Origin of the sequence: Rivularia sp. PCC 7116, assembly GCF_000316665.1 — a bacterium.
GTDB lineage: Bacteria > Cyanobacteriota > Cyanobacteriia > Cyanobacteriales > Nostocaceae > Rivularia.
In genome coordinates this window covers 4,831,298-4,853,343 of the sequence record NC_019678.1, presented here as the reverse complement: position 1 = coordinate 4,853,343, position 22,046 = coordinate 4,831,298, and the positions used below count along the sequence as shown (strand labels likewise).

The 22,046-nt window shown below is 38.2% G+C and carries 17 protein-coding genes; 10 read left to right on the top strand and 7 right to left on the bottom strand.

The annotated features are described in order from the left end of the window. The first annotated feature begins 316 nt into the window (after nucleotides 1–316). From RIV7116_RS18860 to egtD, 5 genes are all read left to right on the top strand, one after another. Nucleotides 317–787 (top strand): hypothetical protein, encoded by a 471-nt coding sequence (locus tag RIV7116_RS18860; RefSeq protein ID WP_015119905.1) that lies wholly within the window; start codon nucleotides 317–319, stop codon nucleotides 785–787. 134 nt (nucleotides 788–921) lie between these two features. Next, complete coding sequence (locus RIV7116_RS18855) at nucleotides 922–1,299, top strand: DUF423 domain-containing protein (protein ID WP_044291039.1); 378 nt, start codon at nucleotides 922–924, stop codon at nucleotides 1,297–1,299. Nucleotides 1,300–1,549: 250 nt separating this feature from the next. After that, nucleotides 1,550–2,338 (top strand): ergothioneine biosynthesis protein EgtC, encoded by a 789-nt coding sequence (gene egtC, locus RIV7116_RS18850; RefSeq protein WP_015119903.1) that lies wholly within the window; start codon nucleotides 1,550–1,552, stop codon nucleotides 2,336–2,338. Further along, nucleotides 2,313–3,590, top strand: a complete 1,278-nt coding sequence (locus tag RIV7116_RS18845; RefSeq protein WP_015119902.1) for an ergothioneine biosynthesis protein EgtB — start codon at nucleotides 2,313–2,315, stop codon at nucleotides 3,588–3,590. The genes egtC and RIV7116_RS18845 overlap by 26 nt, the downstream gene beginning before the upstream one ends. A 173-nt stretch (nucleotides 3,591–3,763) precedes the next feature. After that, the gene (gene egtD / locus RIV7116_RS18840) at nucleotides 3,764–4,795 is read left to right on the top strand and encodes an L-histidine N(alpha)-methyltransferase (RefSeq protein WP_015119901.1); all 1,032 of its coding nucleotides are present in this window, start codon (nucleotides 3,764–3,766) and stop codon (nucleotides 4,793–4,795) included. Between the two features lie 137 nt (nucleotides 4,796–4,932). Here the strand turns inward: egtD and RIV7116_RS18835 are convergent, their stop codons facing one another. The 3 genes from RIV7116_RS18835 to RIV7116_RS18825 all read right to left on the bottom strand — a co-directional run bounded on the left by RIV7116_RS18835 (nucleotide 4,933) and on the right by RIV7116_RS18825 (nucleotide 7,911). Then, nucleotides 4,933–6,228 carry a phosphatidylserine/phosphatidylglycerophosphate/cardiolipin synthase family protein gene (locus RIV7116_RS18835; protein WP_015119900.1) on the bottom strand — a complete coding sequence of 432 codons (1,296 nt, stop codon included), beginning with the start codon at nucleotides 6,226–6,228 and terminating at the stop codon, nucleotides 4,933–4,935. A 327-nt stretch (nucleotides 6,229–6,555) separates the two neighbouring features. After that, nucleotides 6,556–7,164 carry a hypothetical protein gene (locus RIV7116_RS18830; RefSeq protein WP_015119899.1) on the bottom strand — a complete coding sequence of 203 codons (609 nt, stop codon included), beginning with the start codon at nucleotides 7,162–7,164 and terminating at the stop codon, nucleotides 6,556–6,558. A gap of 162 nt (nucleotides 7,165–7,326) precedes the next feature. After that, on the bottom strand, nucleotides 7,327–7,911 hold the full coding sequence (locus RIV7116_RS18825; protein WP_015119898.1) for a thylakoid membrane photosystem I accumulation factor: 585 nt from the start codon (nucleotides 7,909–7,911) through the stop codon (nucleotides 7,327–7,329). A gap of 307 nt (nucleotides 7,912–8,218) precedes the next feature. On the opposite strand from RIV7116_RS18825, the gene RIV7116_RS18820 reads away from it, so the two are divergent. The 4 genes from RIV7116_RS18820 (at nucleotide 8,219) to RIV7116_RS18805 (ending at nucleotide 12,083) form a co-directional block, all read left to right on the top strand. Continuing rightward, nucleotides 8,219–9,553, top strand: coding sequence for a Mur ligase family protein (locus RIV7116_RS18820; protein WP_015119897.1), 1,335 nt, complete (start codon nucleotides 8,219–8,221; stop codon nucleotides 9,551–9,553). A gap of 99 nt (nucleotides 9,554–9,652) precedes the next feature. Continuing rightward, nucleotides 9,653–10,480, top strand: a complete 828-nt coding sequence (locus RIV7116_RS18815; RefSeq protein WP_015119896.1) for a type 1 glutamine amidotransferase — start codon at nucleotides 9,653–9,655, stop codon at nucleotides 10,478–10,480. A gap of 159 nt (nucleotides 10,481–10,639) precedes the next feature. After that, nucleotides 10,640–11,296, top strand: a complete 657-nt coding sequence (locus tag RIV7116_RS18810; protein ID WP_015119895.1) for a vancomycin high temperature exclusion protein — start codon at nucleotides 10,640–10,642, stop codon at nucleotides 11,294–11,296. A 190-nt stretch (nucleotides 11,297–11,486) separates the two neighbouring features. Beyond that, nucleotides 11,487–12,083, top strand: a complete 597-nt coding sequence (locus RIV7116_RS18805) for a neutral zinc metallopeptidase (RefSeq protein WP_015119894.1) — start codon at nucleotides 11,487–11,489, stop codon at nucleotides 12,081–12,083. Nucleotides 12,084–12,104: 21 nt separating this feature from the next. Here RIV7116_RS18805 and RIV7116_RS18800 read toward each other — a convergent pair whose 3' ends face one another. Together RIV7116_RS18800 and hetF are read right to left on the bottom strand one after the other, a co-directional pair. Then, nucleotides 12,105–12,404 (bottom strand): hypothetical protein, encoded by a 300-nt coding sequence (locus tag RIV7116_RS18800; protein ID WP_015119893.1) that lies wholly within the window; start codon nucleotides 12,402–12,404, stop codon nucleotides 12,105–12,107. A gap of 1,144 nt (nucleotides 12,405–13,548) precedes the next feature. Then, the gene (hetF, locus tag RIV7116_RS18795) at nucleotides 13,549–16,083 is read right to left on the bottom strand and encodes a cell division protein HetF (RefSeq protein ID WP_015119892.1); all 2,535 of its coding nucleotides are present in this window, start codon (nucleotides 16,081–16,083) and stop codon (nucleotides 13,549–13,551) included. 2,999 nt (nucleotides 16,084–19,082) lie between these two features. Here hetF and RIV7116_RS18790 point away from each other — a divergent pair. Further along, entirely contained in the window at nucleotides 19,083–19,400 is a 318-nt protein-coding gene (locus tag RIV7116_RS18790; RefSeq protein WP_015119890.1) for a hypothetical protein, read from the top strand. Between the two features lie 101 nt (nucleotides 19,401–19,501). On the opposite strand, the gene RIV7116_RS18785 is transcribed toward RIV7116_RS18790, so the two are convergent. Both RIV7116_RS18785 and RIV7116_RS18780 read right to left on the bottom strand, forming a co-directional pair. Continuing rightward, nucleotides 19,502–19,729: a hypothetical protein gene (locus RIV7116_RS18785; protein WP_015119889.1), complete on the bottom strand. Its 228-nt coding sequence runs from the start codon at nucleotides 19,727–19,729 to the stop codon at nucleotides 19,502–19,504. A 312-nt stretch (nucleotides 19,730–20,041) separates the two neighbouring features. Continuing rightward, nucleotides 20,042–21,916, bottom strand: coding sequence for a DUF5942 domain-containing protein (locus RIV7116_RS18780; protein ID WP_015119888.1), 1,875 nt, complete (start codon nucleotides 21,914–21,916; stop codon nucleotides 20,042–20,044). Between the last annotated feature and the right edge of the window lie 130 nt (nucleotides 21,917–22,046).

Genomic DNA, 22,046 nt, shown 5'->3' with positions numbered 1-22,046 from the left:
TTCTACCCCCTCTACCTCTTCTTCCCCCTCCCTAATACAACAAATTAAAACTAACGGGACAAAGCACTACTGAACAATTACTTACCTTTCTTAATTTAGCGAGCATTGATTTAAGCTATATTGTTAAGAAAAATGTAGTTCTAATAGCAACTGTTAAACAAGTATAATTACGCATATTTATCCAAATAGAATAGAAAAATAGCTGATTAATGTACTTCCACGCCTTATCAATAGTGATAATTTGATGATTAATGACTGGAAGCTTTAATAAAAGTGAGGTTAGAATCAATCTTAAAGTTAAAACTTTAAAAAGATTATGAAAACTGCTGAGAAGCTAGCTGCTGGTTGGTTGATTACATTAGGGTTTATGCTGACAACCCTATCAGCCCATGCCATGATTAACAAATATTTATTGTATAAGGATATACGTAGTGAGAATGACTTTATCAATAACTATGCAGTAGCCGAACTAGACACCACAGCAGTAAACGGTCTTATTTTCGGATTGCCTAGCCTAGCCCTTGGTGGATGGTTAGCCTTGGGAATGCGCCGCCAAGGAAAAAAAGAAAAAAATGCTATAACCGAGCAAATGGATTTGCATTTGCAGTCAATGTTTTATCGGATGATAGCCGAAAATCAAGGACGCATAACCGTTTTAGGCTTCGCCATGCAATCCCAGCTACCAGCAGCCACCGCCAGAGAATTTTTAGACAATCAAGCCAAGCAGTTTAATGCTAACTTCAAAGTTAGTGAAGACGGTGCAGTGTCTTATCATTTTGATATTTAAAATGGGAGTTGAGCATTGGGAATTGGTAATTGGGCATTGGTAATTGGGAATTAGTAATTGCATTTCTCTACATCTCCTTATCCCCCAGCCTCTAGTTCCCTATCGCTTCATCAACTCATCATCAATTCAGTGACATGACCAAAATATTTATGAGTCTAGCGGCAGTATTCGGTGGTTTATCTGTAGCTGCTGGGGCTTTCGCTTCTCACGCTTTAAAAGAAAAGCTTAGCGAGCGAGCTTTGGAAATTTTTGAAGTTGGCGCTCGCTATCAGATGTATCATGCTCTAGCGTTGTTGTTGGTTGCCATCTTGCTCAGCCAGAGCCAATCACCACCAGCAAGCTTAATTGTCAGTGGCTGGCTATTCATCATTGGTATATTTATTTTTTCTGGAAGCTTATATGCTCTTAGTTTGAGCGACATTAAAATCCTAGGAGCAATAACACCATTAGGAGGTGCAGCGTTTATGGCTGCTTGGGGTGCATTGGCGATCGCTGCATTCAGTTATCAGTAATTAGTTATCAGTTATCAGTTACTATTTATCAGTTACCAGTGTCAATTTACTTAATGATTTAATTCCTAACTCCTAAATCTGTTTCCGTCATTGTTCGCTGTGGGAAGCAACCGCAGGATCTTGGGAATGCTTCGCTTCACTCGCAATGACTATTATGGGTAATTTGAAGGACATCATATTAAGAATTAAGAAACAATAAATTGCTAACTGGTAACTGTTCACTGTTCACTGATAACTGTTCGCTGATTTTATGTGCCGATTACTTGCTTATCTTGGTTCGTCTATTTCTTTGGAAAATTTACTATACAACCACGAACATTCACTGATAGTTCAAAGCTATCAACCCCAGGAAATGATGTCGGGAACCGTTAATGCTGATGGCTTTGGCGTAGGTTGGTATCATGCTCTAAAGGATACCGAACCTTATACTTATAAAAGCTCGTTACCTATTTGGAATGATACTAATTTGCCCGGTCTGAGTCGTTATATAGAATCCGATTGCGTAGTGTCTTATGTTCGCAGCGCGACTTTGGGACAAGCTCTCGATCTAAGTAATTGTCAGCCATTTAAAAAAGAAGGTTTATTGTTTATTCATAATGGTAAGATTGATACGTTTCGTCAGAGTCTATACAGACCTATACGCAAACAACTAAGTAATGAAATTTATCAGTGGGTAAATGGAACTACAGATTCGGAACATATCTTTGCTCTGTTACTTAACGAATTACAAAATAATCCTGGTAAAAGTTTAGAGCAAGCTTTGCACTTGACTTTACTTAAATTAAAAGAATTAACAGAGACTTATAATACTTATACTTTAGCGAATGTAGTAATCAGTGATGGAAATCGTCTTGTAGCTTCTCGTTTTAGTGTAGAAGCTCAATCACCATCTCTATATTGGCTAGAAAATGATTCGACTTTCTCAAACTCCGTAATCATTGCTTCCGAACCGCTGTTTAAAGGTAATTGGAATTCGTTTCCAGAAAATAGCATTCTCAGTGTTGGAAAAGATTGTGATATCAGAATTGAGCAAATCTAGTTTAAAACAAACCAGTTTAAAACAAAGCCTGATTGACGCTTTTACTGAATGTCGGGCTAAAACCCTACTTTTATTTAAAGGTATGGATGAAACGACTTTTTGCAGTCAAGCTCATCCAGACTTTAGCCCGGTAGGTTGGCATTTAGGTCATATTGCCTATACTGAATCTTTGTGGATATTAGAACGAACAGCAGCTTTACCTTGCTCGTTTCCACAATATTGTAAGTTGTATACAGCAGATGGCTTACCAAAAAATCAGCGGGTAACACTACCTTCTTTAGCAGAAACTCTTTATTTCCTCGACACAGTTCGCGATCGCGTTCTTTGTCATATGGAAAAAACTGATTTGAAACAACAAGAACGTTTATATCGTTTTTTGCTACAGCATGAAAGCCAGCATAGTGAAACTATTAGTTTTGTGTTGGAGTTAATCAAAAATCAACAATCCAAGAATTTAAAAGAAAATTATTGGCATCTTTCTTGTTCTTCTTCTCCCCTACTTCCCAATCCTCTCAACGAGATGATTCAAATTCGGGCGGGAGAATTTGAAATGGGTAGCAATTCTCTGGATGCTCTTGATAACGAACGCTCTAGCCACAAAGTCTATTTGGATACATACTCTATCGATCGCTATCCCGTAACTTGCAAGCAATATCGAATATTTATGGAAGCTGAGGGTTATAAAAATCGTCAGTGGTGGTCGAAAGCTGGTTGGGAATGGTTGCAAGCAGAACAAGCTACAAAGCCGCTTTATTGGGAAGACAATCCAGCTTGGTACAATAATCCGGTTTGGGGTGTAAGTTGGTATGAAGCAGAAGCTTACGCGAAGTTTGTAGGTAAGCGCTTGCCGACAGAAGCTGAATGGGAGAAAGCTGCAAGTTGGGATGAAACATCGCAATGTCGTCGCATTTATCCTTGGGGAAACCAACAACCGACACCTGAAAAGTGTAACTACAATAATATTCACAGCCAAACAACCCCAGTAAATGCTTACCCATCAGGACAAAGCACTTACGGGTTATACGATACTTTAGGAAACGTATGGGAATGGACTAATAGCTGGTTTCTTGGCTATGAAGGCTTTGAAGATTATCCCTACGAAGGCTACTCCCAAATATATTTTGACAACGAGCATCGAGTTCTCAAAGGTGGAAGTTGGGCTACTCGCCCCTGGGCTTTACGAAGTAGTTTTCGTAATTGGTATCATCCCGGATTGCGTCAGATGTTCGCCGGATTTCGCTGTGCTATGTAACGAATATGGAAAGATTCTAGATAGGGCGAAATCAATTTATCAATGCTATTTTCTGCTTCCACATCATAATTCCTAACTAAAAACTGTTCAGTGGTAACTGTTCGCTGGTAATCTGGTTTGGTTTGAGGTTTGCAATTATTGCAACCTCTCAACCCAAACTACCGAGATTTTTTATGACATTTTCTCCAGCTACCAGCAGCGAAGTAGGTTACTCTCAAAGCGTTGAAAGTCGCTTAAAAGTTCAACACTTACAACAGCGAACGAAAGAAGTTTCCTCTCCTGATGGAAGCGATGTAGTTGAAGGATTAACTAATAAATCTAAATTCCTTCCTCCACGTTACTTATACGACGATCGTGGTTCTGAATTATTTGAAGAGATTTGCGAACTACCGGAATATTATGTTACCAGAACCGAGACTTCGATTTTACAAAATTGTGCTGAAGAAATCGCTCAGATAACTGGTGCTTGCGAATTTATTGAACTCGGTAGCGGTAGTTCAACAAAAACCCGTATTTTGTTAGATGCTTACCAAAAGCTTGGTTATCCTCTACACTATTTTCCTGTAGATGTTAGTGCAGGTATTTTAGAAGCAAGTGCCAGACAGCTTTTGGTCGATTATCCTTGGTTAAAGGTTCACGCATTAGCGGGAACTTACGAACAAGCTTTAGGAGAATTAGAGCAAAGCGAATTACCCAATCGCATGATTGGGTTTATTGGCAGTACTTTGGGTAATTTAAATCCCCAAAAATGCGATGAATTTCTATCTCAGATTACTGCTGGTTTGCAGTTAGGAGAATATTTCTTGCTGGGGGTAGATTTGCATAAGTCCAAAGAGATTTTAGAACCAGCTTATAGAGATGCTGCGGGAGTCACTGCTGCTTTTAATTTAAACGTATTGAATCATTTAAATCGTCGCTTTGACGGTAATTTTGACGCAACAAAGTTTGAACATTGGACATTTTACAATGAAACAAAACATCAAATAGAAACCTATTTACGCTCTTTAGAAACTCAGACAGCAGAATTAGGCACCCTTAACCTCAAACTTAACTTTGAAAAAGGCGAAACAATCCATACCGAAATATCTCGCAAATTTGAGATTGATGGTATTCAGCATTTACTTAAAACCAAGGGTTTAGTTACACAAAAAATCTGGACAGATAAAAATCAATGGTTTGCTTTAATACTTTCTAAGCTTTCTTAAATAATTGGGTGGGCATATATTTATGTCCACCCGATTGTATTTATAATTTTTATCGTAAGTACTATCGACAAATGCCCTGCGATGCCAAAATATCTAACCCTATGAACAATGCCCAATGCCCCATGCCCAATTCCCTTTTACAACTGCCATTGAAAGAAATCAACTATATTACCCAATATTCTGTGCTTAATTAAAGAGCGTTTTTTCCACTCATCATAAGTAATGCGTTTACTTTGAGTAAAACCTTTTTCAAAAGTATCTCTAATCCCTTCTACTAATTCAGGCTGGGCGCTACAAATATCTAACTCTTCGTTATGAACAAGGCTGCGGGGGTCAAAATTTGCACTTCCAGTTGTTGCCCAAATATCATCAATTAACAACAATTTTGCGTGAGTCATGCTGGGTTGAAATTCATAAATTTCGACACCACCTTCAAGCAATTTACCGTAATGCTCGTAAGAAGCATAATAAACGGGCTTTTTATCGCTACGCTTGCTAGTAGTAAGAATGCGAACGTCTACCCCTTTTTGTTTTGCTTCTACCAATAGGTTTATAGAATGTTTATCGGGTAAAAAATAAGGGCTAGCAAGCCAAATCCTTTTTGTAGCACAAATAAAACTGTTGTATTTAAAATTCTGAATCGGTGAAAAACGTATTCTTGGGTTAGCTCCCGGTACTACTAGCATTAAATGATGTTTCTTGTTATCCTCAGCAATTTGAAACTTTTGCTTAGAGAAATTTGCAGTACAGTCTTCAAAAGTCCAGTGTTGCGAAAATACTCCTTCTAAAAGTTGAATAATTTCTCCTTCGAGACGCATCTCTACATCTAACCAAGGCTGAGTATCATCATCTTTTTGGGTACCATCCCAAAGATCGGAAATACCAGCACCACCGACTAAACCAAATTTACTATCAATTAATAATAGTTTACGGTGAGTACGACCGGCATAATCTAAAGGAGCTTTCCAGTTAAAGGAATTGAAAAAGGATACTTTTACCCCCGTTGCTCGCAAACGCTGCCAGTATTGTTTAGATATATCTTTTGTGCCGTATTGATCTACAATCAACCTGACTTCAACACCCGCACCTGCTCTTTCGGCGAGGGCAATTGCAAAGTCATCCGCTCTCTTACCGGGAGTCATAAAGAAAGTTTCAAAGTTAATTGTATATTGTGCTTTACCGATAGCATCTAAACGAGCTTGTTGAATATCAGCAGCTTGATTCCAGAAATCGGTAACTACCCCATTACTAATAAAAGAATTTGTCGTGCTAGCTAAGGCATACGGAAATTCTGGTTCATCTGGTTTGAGCGGATTCTTGACTCGATATTTGACGCGATCGCGAAAGGCTCCTCGGAAATAAAAACCGATGAGAATAATTAAGCTGAGTATCAATAATGCAATAAACAGCCGTAACAGAATTGATACAATCATTGTTTATATAAAAAATAAATATCAAATCAAGTATTCGGAATTCATTTCATACTGAAATAACCCGAAAACATAATTGGTACCATTAAATTTCATTTTTCACCATGATTACATCTAGCTACAGAAAGAAACTTTTTTACCAAAAAGCATAAATTACTGATGTTTTTTCACCTTGATTTATGCAAATTTTAAGATTTAACTAAATAAATTTATAAAAGAAATGGCGAATATCATTTACAAGACTTTTAAACCTTAAATTATAGCGGTTTAAGTTGTGTAGAATACAGTTACATCCATCTCCTTAATAAGGAGAGGGACTGAGGGTGAGGTTTAACCAATAGGTTGTTTGCCGGGATTAACAGCATGGATAAATTCACTACCAGCAGCGGGGAAACCCCTTTTATAACAAGCTTCTTCGGGCTTTCCCCATCCCAACTGTAAAATGATTTCTAAAAAGTTAGAATTTTCCCATTTCCATAAACTAGCCCATTGAGTTCTAGTTTCTATTCTTTTAATATCTTCTATACTAATTTTTTGATACTGCTTGCCATTACTAACACTTAAATAAAACTCCATACCAATAGTAACTTTATACCAAAATTCTAAAATTGAATTTGTGGCAGACTCTAATATTTTCAAATCATTCTGTAGCGCAATTAACTGCCCATCGACTTCTGGGTAACATAAATTATTGCCTTTAACATTCACCTCTCGCCATACAATACCCGAAACCTGATGTTCTCTTTGGTATTCATGAATGGCAGCTTTAAAGTCTTGATAGGCAGTAAACTTTTGCAATCCTTCTGTTTTGATAAACTGGTCAATTACAGGATTACCAGATACCTTCACATCTAACTTCAAACGTTTTCCTGTCAGACAAGCTTGGCGCTCCTCTGTCAAAATTTGAATTAATTCCTCGGTAGTGTAAACTTCTGACATCAGAATACACTCTAATAATTATTATATTTACCAATTATCAGTTAGCAGTAAGAAAGCAAATACTTCAGAACTGACCCTTAGATATTACCCTCTCATTTTGGAGATTGCAGTATTAGATATCACTAAAAAATAAGTGCCGAACAAATTTTTCGGCACTATAAGTTATTCAGATAACTCGCTACTGAACTCATTAAAGGAACGGCGTCTTAATTCTACGGATTCAGAACGCGGTAGTAAATCAAACACTTCTCTAAACTTGTCATCTATTTCTTCAAAAGGTACTTGCCCTTTTTTGTTTAAAATCACATCTCCCTCTTGATTAAATACTACTACTTGAGGTACACCACCGGCATAGTAATAATCTGGTTGGGTAGGAGAATCATTGGCTTCGAGTTGAATTCTATCTACGTCTACAGGAATAATTTCTGCCGCTTTACCGTAATATGACTGTATGCGGGAAATAACAACAGCGTATTCTTTGCAATCGCTACTGTCATCCACGTAGAAAGCTATCATGGCAGGCTTATGATTTGCTAAAGCTTCGGCTAAAGTTGCATGTGCGGGAACCAGCGAACCGTTGCCAGCATAAACCATAAAAATATTGCCTTCATAAGTATCGTCATTGATAGCTGCTAATACGGGATGCACAGTTGTAAGTAGGATACAACTTATTAACATCAACAAAGACAAACAGCGCTGCCAACTGTAAGAAAACATATGTAAAATATACGACTTTAATTTATTCATCCAAAGCAACCTTTTAAGCTAGATATTGTTTTTACTTTGTGCTGAAATTAGTTTCAACATATGGATATATAAATATTCTGAGCGCATAACGGGTTAAAGGTCAAAAATAAATTGGGAATTGGGAATTGGGCATTGGTAATTGGGAATTGCTAATTCTTGGTTTTTTCTCTCCCCATCACTATCACCCATTACCTATTAACTATTAGCCTATCTCCCTTATTTGTTACGTTAAGGCTAGATTTTTCTCCGGGGATTCGCTAAACTCACGCTTATTAAATTTAAAACTTATATCTTTTAGGGTACGTTTGTGGCAAAAGTTCAATTTATAGATAAACTCAGGCTTGGTTTGGCTGTGTCTGCTGCAAAAAGCGTGACTTTTGGAGTCCGTACTTTGCGTTTGGGTGCAGCTTCTGTTTTACCTGGTTCAATTGCACGACGTATTGAACCCAAACTTTTGCAATCTTTGAGCCAGCAGGTTAAACATGGCATTATTTTAATTGCTGGTACCAATGGTAAAACGACTACGTCTTTACTATTACGCACCATGTTGGAAGAGCAAGGTTTCCGGGTTGCTCATAATTCTACTGGGGCTAATCTGGAAAATGGTTTGGTAACTGCTTTGATGGAAAGTACCAACTTGATTGGTAATTTAAATGTAGATTACGCCATTTTAGAAGTTGATGAAAATATCGTTGCTAAAGTATTGCAGCCTATTCAACCAAAAGTAATTCTTTGTTTAAATTTATTTCGCGATCAGCTTGATAGATATGGTGAAGTAGATTCTATTAGCAAGCGCTGGACAAAAGCAATTTCTACTTTGGCTCCCGATACAGTAGTTATTCCCAACGCTGACGATCCGACTTTATCTTACTTAGGACAGCAGCTATCCCAAAAAGTAGTATTTTTTGGTTTAAACGAACCGGAAAAGTATCTAGAAGCGATTCCCCATGCAGTAGATTCAATTTATTGTCCTAATTGCGGACATTCTTTAGATTATGAAGGTGTATATCTATCCCATTTAGGAGATTATACTTGTTCGAGCTGTGGCTTTGCGAAAAGCGAACCCGATTTAAAAAGTCGCGAATGGGAACAAGTTTTAGTAGGACTTTATAACAAATACAATACCTTAGCCGCAGCCACTGCCGCTAAAGAATTAGGAATTGACGAAGCTAACATCCGTAAAGCAATTCCCAAATTTCAACCAGCCTTTGGGCGTGCGGAAGAATTAACCATAAATGGCAAGCAAGTACGTATTTTGCTATCAAAAAATCCGGTAGGTACTAACGAAACCATTCGTGTAGTTACCGAAAGTAATAATAAAACAACTTTGCTGGTTTTGAACGATAGAGTGCAGGATGGGGAAGACGTATCCTGGATTTGGGATGTTGATACCGAGAAATTGGTACAGCGGGGAGGTACCTTAATTGTCAGCGGCGATCGCGTTTATGATATGGCTTTACGCCTGCGCTACAGCGAAAATTCTGCGGATCGAAATTTGAACTTAATTGTCGAAGAAGATTTACGAAAAGCAATTACAACTGCTTTGGAAAATACCCCCGAAAACGAAACTTTGCATATCTTACCCACATATACAGCCATGTTAGATGTACGAGAAGCATTGACTGGTAAGAAGATTCGGTAATTTCAGTTAACAGTTATCAGTTATCAGTTAGGAATTTTATTTCTACCCCCTCTACCCCCTCTACCCTCCCCGATATTTCTTTAAACGCAACAAATTATTATGAGCAACAGTAACCAAAAATTTGAATTAACTATAGGCTGGCTGTATCCGCAGTTAATGAGTACTTACGGAGACAGGGGTAATGTTATCGTCATCCAACGTCGCGCTCAATGGCGAGGATATGACGTTAAAGTTGTGCCCCTAGACCAAAATTCTACTGCTGATGATATTAAATCTGTAGATGTCATAGTTGGTGGTGGCGCACAGGATAGGCAGCAAGAAATCGTGATGCGCGATTTGCAAGGCGAGAAGGCTGATGCCATGCGCGAGCAGCTTGATAATGGTACCCCTGGGGTTTTTACCTGCGGCTCCCCGCAACTATTAGGACATTATTACGAACCAGGCTTAGGGCAGAGAATAGAAGGTTTGGGAATCTTGGATTTAGTTTCCGTGCATCCCGGAGAAAATACTCGTCGCTGCATTGGTAATTTAGTCATAGAAGTTACAGCTGCTAAATTAGCCAAAGATTTAACAGAAATGTTGGGTGGAGCTACACCTTATTTAGTCGGTTTTGAAAATCACGGCGGACGTACTCAGTTAGGCAAAACCGAAGCTTTAGGTAAGGTAGTTTATGGATTGGGAAATAACGGTGAAGATGGAACCGAAGGAGCCTTTTACCAAAATGCGATCGCGACTTATTCCCACGGACCATTATTACCGAAAAATCCGGTTGTGGCTGATTGGTTAATTCAAACTGCCTTGCGACAAAAATATCAAGAAGCGATTTCTTTGACTCCTTTAGATGACACTTTAGCCATGCAAGGGCGCGAAGCTATGTTTAAACGGCTGAATGTGGATGTCGCAGCGGGTGAGATAGCTAAAGTTTAAATTAAAAGCAAGACTCTCGTACTCTTGTTACAAGGCTCTGCCTTGTAATACACATAAGGAAGGCTCTGCCTTCTGTCAACTATTGAAGCAGAGCCGAAACACCAACACCCATCCTACGTCTGCTAAAACAGAATAATCCTCACAACACACCCAATATAAATGCTACCAAAATGGTTATTGCAGCACTGGCGATTATTATCTGGAGTGCTGCTTTTAAGTGCTGTTATAACACCTTTGGCACTTAACTTTTATGTAAAAATAGTAACTAGCAGTCGCCGCTATAATAATCCCAATCAAATTCCTTCACAACGAGTTGCTATTGTTTTAGGTGCCGGAATTTATAACGATAGCCCTTCTCCGATGCTAGCAGATAGGATATCTGCTGCTGCGGAACTTTACAAGCTCGGAAAAGTACAAAAGCTGTTGATGAGTGGCGACAATAGTAGTGAAGATTACGATGAAGTAACCGTAATGAAGCGTTATGCAATGAAATTGGGCATTCCTCAAAAGGATATTACTTTGGATTATGCCGGTTTCAAAACTTATCAAAGCTGCTATCGTGCGAATGCTATTTTCGGAGTTAACCAAGCGGTTGTAGTTACTCAAAACTTCCATTTACCCCGCGCAGTTTATCTTTGCCAACAATTAGGTGTAGATGCTGTAGGATTGGGTACTCCTGATTGGGAAAATTATCGTCGAGAAACTATAATGCGCTATACCTTCAGAGAATATATTTCTACTATTAAAGCATTATGGCAAGTTCATATTACTCGTCCTAAACCAACTTATTTAGGGCCGTTTGAAGGAATTAAATAATATGTAAGCTTCATTCCTTGCAAGGGGTTTAATACCTTTAACCTTTGACCCTTGGTGTAATTTTTATATTGCTTATAATATAACGCCAATACTTACAAAAAACTTTGCATTTATTGAGTAATTGTTTCCGAAATATCCTTATTTCACAGTGATTTGTGGAATAAATCTATAAATTTCGGAATTAAACTAAATGAAACTATTAAAAGCACTAACAACATCTATCATCAGCATTGGATACATACTTTCAAGTTCTCCTGCCAATGCAAGAGAATGGTCGCCAAAAGCAGTAATAAATGGAGTGTATGAAGGAATTCAACATATTCACGGTTATAGAGCGACTCCAAGACTAGTTTGGAATGTTAGCTTAGGAAATCGCTCTGCTTGCGGACGTATTTATGGTAGTCACTATTGCAAGTTAAATCACACGGTTTACATTACTAACAGAGATATTCGCATGGCTTACCAACATGGAGATGCAGCCTTAGCTTATATTGTTGCCCATGAATACGCTCATGCAATGCAAACTATTCACGGGTTTGCACCCAGAGCTATTCCGATTACGGAATTACAAGCAGATTGTTTAGCTGGAGTATATTTAGGATTAATTCCAAATATTACTCTTGATAATCGAGATATTCGTGAAATTGCTACCTTCGCTTATAGAATTGGCGATTATGCTTGGGGTAACGAACATCATCATGGAACTCCAAAACAACGAGTTCAATCTGTATTAATTGGGATGAAAGGCTCTATTAATGGTAAAAATATTGGGGCTTGTCGTATTTAGAATCGGGAAGAGATAAATTCTTTAACCTGCAACACAATAGGGTGAAATAAAATATAAATCCCATAAATAACATCCACCTCTTCTTCCACTAAATTCTACTTGCCAAATACCCATATCAGTCCTAAAATCTATCAAAGTTTGACCGGATTTTTTCTGTTTGCGTAAATAATCACCAATAGCATATTTTGTCTGAGATTCTTCTAGAAACGGAGCCAGCCTTTCGGCTATTTCTCTTGTTAAGCATCCCGAATCTATTTGCACGCGACACCGAAAAACAAAGGGTTTACTTTGCTGTTGGGATGTGTTATTTCTCCTAGGCATACGTTTAATAGTTAATAGTTTTTAACCCAATATCAAGTTTTAGCTGATGGTAGTATTTGGGCTACAAACACTAGTTCGCGGTTGAATTTTGTTCGTAAATTATGAGATTTGAAAGCAACAAAGTTGATTTTTGCTAGTTACTCATCATTAATTTTGAAGTCAGTAAATTGGGAGTTAATACTGCTTCAGTAAGTATTCAGTCTATTATCGATCTTATTTATTAGAAATATCCAGTACAAGATAAGACAATTACGGTAAAGTCGATTATTTTATAATTGATAGTTACATTTTGAGACGTATAATTTGTAATTTAGCTTTCTTTAATGGATAAAGATAAAAATATTGGGGCTTAGCAAAAAGGCATCTTTTTTTATTAGGACTTACGCAACCGGCACATTTTTCTTGTAGGGTGCTGTGACACTTTGAGTAACTGTGAACGTAGTAACAATGTTTTCAGTGTCACGCACCAAACGGGCATTGTGACAATTGCGGCCATTCCTGTTTATTTTAGAGTGTCTAATTCTCTTTGCTTGGTTAAGCGTCATAATCAAGCTTGTAGTGTAACCCACTAACGCTGGTGTTGTAATACGATTTCTTTATAAAGATGCGCCATATTTAGCCAACGTAGGTTGGCTTTGTATTGGTAGCTCCAGCCTTCCAGGCACAGAGCGATACAGAATTGGTATGACAATTATCTAGGTCTTAAGATAAAGATAAAAATATCAAAATTTAAGTCAAATATAGTGATTTTTATTTGGGTGCAATAAAAATAAATATGACCTCAACTTAATAAGGAGAGGGGTTTCTGGCTCTGAAAGAATGAGGTTGAAAATGTGGTGGACTCAACCGAAATTAGCTATATTTATTTACGTACTGACAAGGCTTTATTTACAACAAGCGCATACCATTTTTCCGGCTGTTTGGAGAAACCGGAAAAAATAAACATAAATTTAAATTGTGTTTTTGCATGTCTTAACCATTTAATTCAGATAATTTATTATCCGAACTAATGTGAAGAAATATATGATTATACGCAGTCTGTGGATTTTAAAATAAGAACAGATAAGTTCAAAGTAAAGCTAAAAAAAAACGAAAAGAATAATTAAGCGATTTGTATTGTTAATAACTTTTCACATTAACTGGTTTAGTCAAGTTGAAGTAAAGATTGCCAATCTTGAACCGCTTCTTTAGTCCACAACCAATTTTGAGCTAAACTCTTTCTCTGAAAACTGACTGAATTATCTTTCATCACCAAACGGCTATATTTGATTGCTTCTGTCAAGTATTTCAACCTTTTTTCAGAAGGCTGCTCCTGAGAAGTTTGGTATAGGCTTAAAGCCAAACCAGCATAAGCTGTTAAAGCTTCTTTATCAACTATTTGATTCTCAACTGCTTGTACAGACATTAAGCTATTTGAATTAGATACGTTTTGCGCGGGATTCTGTTTAAAAGATAAATCTAAAGCTCTAAACCAAGAATCGTTAGCACGGTTAAGCTTACCTTCTGCATAATAAGCAAAGCCTAAAGCATTTCTATACAAAAACGAATTGGGGTCTTTTTGTGTCGCAACTTCCCAGTAACGGCGAGCATCGTCAATACTGTATTTGGTATCGCCTTGTTGAATAAACTGCCACGCCAAACGTCCTTTGATGAAGTTGACATGAGAATTGTTAATTTGTTGTTCGTTATCAATATTTTCTAATGCAGTTTCAGCATTGCTTAAAACACCGCGATCGAGCAACTCTTCTACAGCTTTAAGACCTTCTTTAATTTCACCTTGTCTAAGTTTTTCACCAGCGTATGTAGTTATATTTTCCGTTGAAGCATCTTCCAAATTAAATTGCTGCGGTTTGCCAACAATAGTGACTGGATCGGTTGAGGGTTTATTTGTTATTAAATAATCTATAGCTCCAATAAACACAATTGCGCTTATCCCCAAGACACCCAGAAGCGCTAAACGCTGGTTTCGTTTTTGTTTTTTAGCTGCGGCTTTGGCAAATGCGGTGGTATCTTGATTTTTTTGCTCCAAATGGACTGCAAAATTATCTTGATTGGGGGTTTCGTTGATTACTGCACTTTGTTGGGAGCCGATTGATGTTGGGTGCTCACTTTCGTCCCATATCAAAGTATCGTCAGATTGATAATCGAGATCTGGAGATAATTGTCTTTGTTCGTAGTCATCTTCGTTTTGGACTAACTCAGCATTCATGGGAGGCTCAGTCAAAGATTTTTCATCATCTATCTGACGAAATAAATCCGAAACAATTGCAGAATCTTCTGAATAGCTGGGGTCGTCGTATTCTATTTCATCAACAAGGTCTCCCCACATATCTTCGCCTAGTAAATCTAGATGCGAAGAGTCTTCTACCACATAAGAATTGACTGTTCCTTCCACTGGAACCATGTCAGAACTTGGTGTGGAATTAGGAGCATAAAGCGTTGGAATTGTGCTGCTATTGGGGTCGTACTCGTTAAATAATTCTCCACTTTGAGGCAAGTAAACTTCTGGGTCTAAATAACCGTCAAATTCTGGTTGAAGATATAAGATTGGTAGCGCCCAATACAATTGATGCGAACTGTAAGCAGAAATTAATCCCTGACGCATCCGGCTGACGCACAAATCAACCGCGTATCCCTGGGATAAATTGCGGTAAAACAATTGCGTTAAAGTTAATGCTACTTCGTCAGGAATGCGTTCCGACATTGCCAAAACGCTTTTTATGCCTCGCTTGACCAAAGTCTCGGTTAGATTGCGCTGTCCGGTATCTAGATTGCTATCTGAGGTGGCAGCATAAGTTCCCAAACAGGAGTTAAATACCGCCATTTGGATATTATTATTAACCAGCAAGCCAGCCAAGTCATCACCGTACAGAGTTTCGGTCAAACCAGTTCTACCGCTGACCAAATAGATTTCGCCACCGTTTGCACCAAAATTACTATGGCCAGAATAGTGGAGAACGTGATAATTTCCTTGTTCTAAAGCTTGGGTTAATTCTTCTCTTCCAGGTTGCTCTAGTACCGAAAGTTCAATTTCAGGAAGATGATCCCCGCCTTGGTTTTTACGCTCAAGTTCCGCTTGCAGCCTGATAGCTTCTTGTTTTAACAGGTTAAGACGCACTTGATCGGCAGGAGAAGCAATCACCATCAAGACTCTAATTCCACCATTCGTTGATAACTGGGGAATATTTCTTGATGGTAGGCGAGACGTTCCGCTCATTCCGCTTTGATAGCGAGAAAAAGCAATATAAGGACCGGTGGCAATTGGGCGATCGGCTTGATGCATTACCTCCCAAGGAAGACGAGCTAATTTCGTATCCTTTAAGCCCAAACGCAAGCGCAATACCTGTTGGTGGTTTTGGGCAATACCTTGCGCCGTAATCCAACTGTCCCTAAGAGTGCCTTGAAACAGCGCATTATAAAGTTGCTGACCCAGTGCCACCAAATTGACTGAGTTTCTTGCATTTGTCTCTTCTAAACAGGCGCTTAACGCCATCGCATCGCCCTGCAATACTGACTGCAATGGGTCGTTCATTAAACTCCCAGCAGCGGCTAACCAATCAGCCACCGGCCACCTTACCAGTTCTTCTGCTAAGGGTACCCCAGGGGCGACTTGTTCCGTCCGCACCAAGTAGTCGTTTTGCCCTACTGGGGTTACGGAAATGTGAAATTCCTGGGTCACAACTTCTCCTGTTTACCTAACTTATCTGGTTGGAAACGCTTTTGTTTCAAGTCTATGTTTTGCTCTTCCTGATACATTAGATGCATCTAAGAGCTTCCATGTTTCTGATTTTAAAGTGGTTTTTTGGTTTATCTACCTTTACAACTTTATCCGGATTAAACTAAATGTGCCTAGAACTAACTTATTTATATATGCGCTTAGCACTTTAATTCCTCAGTAAAAATATTATTTTTATTTATTTTTACTGTTGGTAAATATCGCAATCGCCAAATGCATTAAAATTTATCGAAAAAAGAATAACGATGATTTTTTGGTTTTTTGCCATCGCTAAGGCTTCAGAAATATTTGATAATGTGCGGACATATACAAAACACGTTAATAAAAGTTGCTTCTTATACAACTTCTATCAGCATTTGGACAATTTTATCCGGAAGATACTGGTTAACTTTAGAACATTTAATTGGTAGATGCACCCTGATAACTAACTCCCCTGGTTGACTGCCTTCCACTAGGGGTTTTTTTATTTCTAATTATTCGTTTTCAAAAAAAATATAAAAATATACAGATCTACTCAATACAAAAACATTACTTATACTACATGCAATAAGTAGGTGCAAACTAATAACTACTTTTGCATTGTCTATAATCAGCGTAATTTATTTGCATCTAAATTATAATTCACTTTAATAAGTAGTGGTTAAATGCAGTGCATAGAACTGGTAGATTCAAATTGATAACTGTCTTACCTAATAAACCCAAAAGTGCTAGGGTTTTGTATTTAATTATATATTTAATTAAAATTTCATCCGGAAAGTGATTGTTTAAACGAGTACATATAATTGGTAGATGCACCCTGATAAATAACTCCCCCGGTAAGCCTACGAGCACGCTGGGGGATTTTTGTATTTAATTTTAGATACCCAATTACAATTTCATCCGGAAAGTGATTGTTTAAACGAGTACATAGAATTGGTAGATGCACCCTGATAACTAACTCCCCCGGTAAGCCTACAAGCACGCTGGGGGATTTTTGTATTTAATTTTAGATACCCAATTAAAATTTCATCCGGAAAGCGATTGTTTAAACGAGTACATAGAATTGGTAGATGCACCCTGATAACTAACTCCCCCGGTAAGCCTACAAGCACGCTGGGGGATTTTTGTATTTAATTTTAGATACCCAATTACAATTTCATCCGGAAAGCGATTGTTTAAACAAGTACATAGAATTGGTAGATGCACCCTGATAACTAACTCCCCCGGTAAGCCTACAAGCACGCTGGGGGATTTTTGTATTTAATTTTAGATACCCAATTAAAATTTCATCCGGAAAGCGATTGTTTAAACGAGTACATAGAATTGGTAGATGCACCCTGATAACTGTCTCCCCCGGTAAGCCTACAAGCACGCTGGGGGATTTTTGTATTTAATTTTAGATACCTAATTACAATTTCATCCGGAAAGCGATTGTTTAAACAAGTACATAGAATTGGTAGATGCACCCTGATAACTAACTCCCCCGGTAAGCCTACAAGCACGCTGGGGGATTTTTGTATTTAATTTTAGATACCTAATTACAATTTCATCCGGAAAGTGATTGTTTAAACAAGTATATAGAATTGGTAGATGCACCCTGATAACTAACTCCCCCGGTAAGCCTACAAGCGCGCTGGGGGTTTTTTGTATTTAATTTTAGATACCTAATTACAATTTCATCCGGAAAGTAGATGTTAAATACAGTACATGTAATTGGTAGATGCACCCTGATAACTAACTCCCCCGGTAAGCCTACAGGCACGCTGGGGGATTTTTATATGCAAAATATCTACACCCAAACATATTTATACAGTTTTATCCGGAAAGTGATTGTTTAAACGAGTACATAGAATTGGTAGATGCACCCTGATAACTAACTCCCCCGGTAAGCCTACAAGCACGCTGGGGGATTTTTATATGCAAAATATCTACACCCAAACATATTTATACAGTTTTATCCGGAAAGTCGCTGTTAAATACAGTACATGTAATTGGTAGATGCACCCTGATAACTAACTCCCCCGGTAAGCCTACAAGCACGCTGGGGGTTTTTGTATGTAATTAGCTACTTAATTACAATTTCATCCGGAAAGTGATTGTTCAAACGAGTACATAGAATTGGTAGATGCACCCTGATAACTAACTCCCCCGGTAAGCCTACAAGCACGCTGGGGGATTTTTGTTAAGTTAGTCAAATATAAGTTCTTGTTGACTAATCTATCTGGAGAACTGAGTTTTACCCAGGTAAATGAAGTTGTTGAATACAAGTTAATCACTTTAGACAAGAAAGTCAAATACCACTAAGGGTTTTTTCTTAAGCAAAACGACTTAAATTCACTGTTTTCACTAATCTGTTATTAGAGTATAGCCTCTAATAAACAACAGCTAGTAAAACCTATTTAAGTAGTGTATTTAATGTAACACAGTTTCATCAAATGTTTGCACCTTTCGCAAAGCTTTTAGATTTGCTTAATTTATTTTTATAGCCTTGATGCATGGGCTTTTGGTAGAAGCTATTTAAAAGTTGCGAATCCATTAACACATCGTAAGTTTTTGGCTATCTTTCAATATTTTTCCGCATTTATGCCTATGTATATTGTCTAAGTAGAAAATCGGCAATGTATATATTATCTTTAAATATTTCCCTGTATTTACGTATCAACGGATAATATACTTAACGAAAAAATAGCAGCTAATAGCTGATCGAAAATATGAGAGGTAAATCGCGCCCTAAAAGTTATTGTGAAATTTAGCGTAATGGCTAGGCATTACTTGTTCTGGATAACCTGCGTGCTTACGAATCGTTATTCCAGGTTTCAGCGTGTTTATGAAGCCACATATCTCACTTGATATCACCAGTCGATTTTAAGAGATGAAAAGTTCCCCGGTTGGAAATTACTTTGTATGATATGATTTCGTTTTGTATTTAATAAACAACGAAATAGCCCAAAAACTTTAAGATTATGACTTTAGCTGTAATTAAGTTTTCTAGTGAAGACTGTGGCATTTGCCACAAAATGTCTTTTTATGACCAAAAGGTAGCCCAAGAGCTTGGTTTAGAATTTATTGATGTCAAAATGCAGGATACCGCAACTTACCGCAAGTATCGTAAAGTTTTATTAACACAGTATCCCGATAAGTCAGAAATGGGATGGCCTACTTATATTGTCTGTGATTCTCCAGAAGAAGAAGTCAAGATTTTAGGTGAAGTGAAAGGAGGACATCCTAAAGGAGAATTCAGAACTCGCTTACAATCAGTTCTTGGTGAAAATAACAATTAGTTAGAATTTGTTTACAATAAATTTGAATTTTTTTATTTTGTAGAGACGCGATATAACTTCTTGCGTGCAGGCTGCATATTCACGCATCTCTACAAAAACTATCAATTAGTAATGTTAAAAGATTTGACTTCTAACATCGGACCAATCATAGCAGCACTCATTATATCTTCACGTACATCACCAGTGACTTCTGCTTTTTGTCCGGCTTGAAGTAAGGCTTTATCTGCTCCTCTCATAATTTCATAAGTCTTACCATCTTCACTGATAAATGCCCAAGCGCCCATGCCGATATCACGACGTTCAACAGTACCTTTGACTTTAATACTCATCTTAGTTATTGGTTGCTAGTTACTAGTTTAGGACTTACGCAACTGGCACATTTTGCTTGTAGGGTGCTGTGACAGTTCGCTTGATTTCTAAGGCGATAATAAGGTTTTCCTGTCACGCACCAACCAAAGCCTTATGACAATTGCGGCCATTGCTGTAGTTATTAATTATTAGTTATTAGAAGTATCAACAGCGAGCAATTAAGCTGTTACGTATTTGTTTTGTATGCAAGAGGTGGGGTTGTATTCCCGCAGTCGCTACTTGCTGCGGGAAGCTCCCCTTCTGCTGCGGTTGGGAAGAAAGCTGCTAACTATCTAAACTGGTTGTTCTTCATTTTTGACTGCAAAGCGAGCCAGAATGAAGCACAGAACTGCGTTAGCTATTAAAAAACCACGAGCTAAAATACCACTTCCCAAACCCCAAACTGCTGGATCTGTGATAGAACTTACAGCTAAACAAGCTGCAACACCCAAGCTAGAGCCGATTGCAAACCATTTCCATCTAGAATTGCCTAAAAGTAGTGCCATTAGGACAAGAGGAGCTAAAACGCTTGCAAATAATGGGTTAAAAGGATTAGTTCCCTGTAATGTATTACCTAATTCCGGAATAGAGCTACCTAATAAGCGAAAAGGCCATTGAGGAAGGTCAAAGATGTAAAATCCTTTGAGGAAAAATAATCCAGAGCTACCACTCACCAAACCGCTGGCTAAAGTCCAAGTCATGGTAAAGGGGAAATAAACTCGTAAAAACCAAGCTAACAAGTAAGAACCCACTACCATCAAAATCTTAGGTAGAAGTGCTACCATACCTCCGTCAATCCAAAAACCAGGATTTAGATAACCGCTATCGCGCAACCAACGAAAGAAGTCTTGGAAACTAATTATTCCTTGCTCGGCAAGGGATACTGCTGCCTCAGCATTTAACTGTCCGGCTCCGTAGTAGTTTAAGCCGTCATCTTGAATAACTCTTGCTGATTTTGCCAGAACTTTAACAATTTCGTCTGGTTCTTCTACTCCAGCAGCTTTAACTAATGCAGCAACGCCAGCAACATGAGGTGAAGCCATACTTGTACCCTGCAAGCCAAGAAAAACTTCTTCACCTTTGCTATCCATATCAACGGTTGCTTGCAAAACTTTGCCAGCATCGCTACCACCTGGAGCAGAAATATCAACCCCAGCACCATAATTAGAATAAGGCGCTTTTTGCCCGTCAGGACCTAAAGCGGAAACTGCGAATACATTTGGATAACGTGCGGGATAAGACGCAGCATTTTGGTTTTCGTTACCAGCAGCAGCAATAATTACTACTCCTTTGCTGTGAGCGTAATTAATTGCATCTTTCATTAATTGGCTTTCACCACCACCACCTAAGCTCATATTAATCACATCTGCACCGTTATCGGCTGCAAATTTAATCGCTTCGGCAATATCGGCAATCGTACCGCCACCATAATCGCTAAGAACCTTCAAAGGCATTAAACGAGCTTCGTAAGCGACTCCGGCGACACCGTAACTGTTATTGGTTGCTTGAGCGATGGTGCCAGCAACGTGGGTACCATGCCCGTTGTCATCTGAAGCGTTTTCTCTATCGTTAACGAAGTCGTAGCCTTTAGCAAACTCAGTTTCAACTAAATCGCGTACCTTGGTAACACCAGTATCAATCACGGCTACCGTTACGCCTTTACCTCTATTTTTATCCCAAGCTCCTTCAACGTTAATATTATGTAAATGCCACTGTTGAGCGTAAAGCGGGTCGTTAGCACCTTTCAGACTTGGCTTAACTTCTTCGATGATATCTTCAGAAGACTGTAAATATTCAGCTTCTCTAGCAATTTTATCTTCTTCGGGATTCCCAGATTCGGGAATTTTATATATGTAATTTGGCTCTATAAATTCCGTGTCTTGAGCAAATTCTGACTTACGCAGATTTTTGACTCGCTGCCGATCCCCTTTGATAATATATACATTATCCTTTTTAGAAAATTGATTATCTAATTTGGGAGTTACATTGTACTTTTGTGCTATTGCTTGCAAATCTTGCTGCAATTCCTCGACGGGAATATCTTCCCGGAAATCCAACACAATTGTTTCAAATTCACCACGAGCTGCAAGTCCCTTTAGGTTAACAAAAGTTAACAAAGCAAAACTCAACCCGATGACAAACAAACAAAATAATATGAGTTTTTTCATTTGATTTTAAAAGGTCGCTCTTTGTTAGTTTGAACACTACCATAGCTCACACCTAGCCATCTTGCTTGAAGAAAGAAGCATATTTACCAGCATTATAAGAACTGGAAGGGTGTAAGCCTAATTCTTGATG

What these genes read in the sequence shown, in the direction of transcription:
- RIV7116_RS18860 (WP_015119905.1), top strand. Translation starts at nt 317, where the DNA reads ATGAAAACTGCTGAGAAGCTAGCTGCTGGTTGGTTGATTACATTAGGG.
- RIV7116_RS18855 (WP_044291039.1), top strand. Translation starts at nt 922, where the DNA reads ATGACCAAAATATTTATGAGTCTAGCGGCAGTATTCGGTGGTTTATCT.
- egtC (WP_015119903.1), top strand. Translation starts at nt 1,550, where the DNA reads ATGTGCCGATTACTTGCTTATCTTGGTTCGTCTATTTCTTTGGAAAAT.
- egtD (WP_015119901.1), top strand. Translation starts at nt 3,764, where the DNA reads ATGACATTTTCTCCAGCTACCAGCAGCGAAGTAGGTTACTCTCAAAGC.
- RIV7116_RS18835 (WP_015119900.1), bottom strand. Translation starts at nt 6,228, where the DNA reads ATGATTGTATCAATTCTGTTACGGCTGTTTATTGCATTATTGATACTC.
- RIV7116_RS18830 (WP_015119899.1), bottom strand. Translation starts at nt 7,164, where the DNA reads ATGTCAGAAGTTTACACTACCGAGGAATTAATTCAAATTTTGACAGAG.
- RIV7116_RS18825 (WP_015119898.1), bottom strand. Translation starts at nt 7,911, where the DNA reads ATGAATAAATTAAAGTCGTATATTTTACATATGTTTTCTTACAGTTGG.
- RIV7116_RS18815 (WP_015119896.1), top strand. Translation starts at nt 9,653, where the DNA reads ATGAGCAACAGTAACCAAAAATTTGAATTAACTATAGGCTGGCTGTAT.
- RIV7116_RS18810 (WP_015119895.1), top strand. Translation starts at nt 10,640, where the DNA reads ATGCTACCAAAATGGTTATTGCAGCACTGGCGATTATTATCTGGAGTG.
- RIV7116_RS18805 (WP_015119894.1), top strand. Translation starts at nt 11,487, where the DNA reads ATGAAACTATTAAAAGCACTAACAACATCTATCATCAGCATTGGATAC.
- RIV7116_RS18800 (WP_015119893.1), bottom strand. Translation starts at nt 12,404, where the DNA reads ATGCCTAGGAGAAATAACACATCCCAACAGCAAAGTAAACCCTTTGTT.
- RIV7116_RS18790 (WP_015119890.1), top strand. Translation starts at nt 19,083, where the DNA reads ATGACTTTAGCTGTAATTAAGTTTTCTAGTGAAGACTGTGGCATTTGC.
- RIV7116_RS18785 (WP_015119889.1), bottom strand. Translation starts at nt 19,729, where the DNA reads ATGAGTATTAAAGTCAAAGGTACTGTTGAACGTCGTGATATCGGCATG.
- RIV7116_RS18780 (WP_015119888.1), bottom strand. Translation starts at nt 21,916, where the DNA reads ATGAAAAAACTCATATTATTTTGTTTGTTTGTCATCGGGTTGAGTTTT.